Source organism: Paracoccus marinaquae, assembly GCF_018860165.1.
Lineage (GTDB): Bacteria > Pseudomonadota > Alphaproteobacteria > Rhodobacterales > Rhodobacteraceae > Paracoccus > Paracoccus marinaquae.
This window is the reverse complement of the sequence record NZ_JAHKNG010000137.1, coordinates 1-707: the sequence shown is the minus strand read 5'-3', so window position 1 is coordinate 707 and position 707 is coordinate 1. Positions and strand designations below refer to the sequence as shown.

Below are 707 nucleotides of genomic sequence, written 5' to 3'. Positions count from 1 at the left end.
GTAACCGCCCGGTTGTTACCGCGGTTACTCAGGCGGCTTGGGCCTGAGTGTCGGCGATCGGCGTCCAATTCCACGGGAGGAGCTCGTCGAGCCGGTTGATCTTGTGGTCATGGATGCGGTCGAGCACGTCGGCAAGATAGGCTTGCGGGTCGATGCCGTTCAGCTTGGCTGTCTCGATGATCGTCATGGCGCGGGCCAGTGTTTCGGCGCCGGTGTCTGCGCCCGCGAAGAGCCAGTTCTTCCGACCGATGCCGATCGGGCGCAGGGCGCGCTCGGCAGCATTGTTGTCGATCGCCACACGGCCATCGGCGAGGAAGAGGCTGAACGAGGTGCGGCGGGCAAGCCCGTAGCGGAACGCCTTGGCCAGGTTTCCTTTGCCCGGGATCCGGGTGAGCTGTCTTTCGGACCAGGCGAAGAAGGCTTCGACCTTCGGCGCGCTGTGCTTCCGGCGCGCGGCAAGGCGGACCTCTGCGGGCTGCCCGTTGATCTCGCGCTCGATATCGTAGAGCGCGCCGATGCGGTCGAGCGCCTCGCGCGCGATGGCGGATTTCGTCTTGTCCCATTCGTCGTGGAAGTCACGCCGCAGATGCGCCCAGCATGACGCCTCCTGCAGGCGGGGCGTGCCGTCATGGTCCGGTTCGTAGAGTTTGGCATAGCCCTTGTAGCCATCCGCCTGCAGGATGCCGCGGGTCTGGGCAAGATGACGA

At 65.5% G+C, this 707-nt stretch carries 1 protein-coding gene; it reads right to left on the bottom strand.

Features of this window, described 5'->3' with window-relative positions; all coding sequences use genetic code 11:
- Window positions 1-28: 28 nt before the first annotated feature.
- Window positions 29-707, bottom strand: a 679-nt coding sequence (gene tnpC, locus KNW02_RS20680) for an IS66 family transposase (protein WP_216035052.1), incomplete at its 5' end; no start/stop codon positions are given.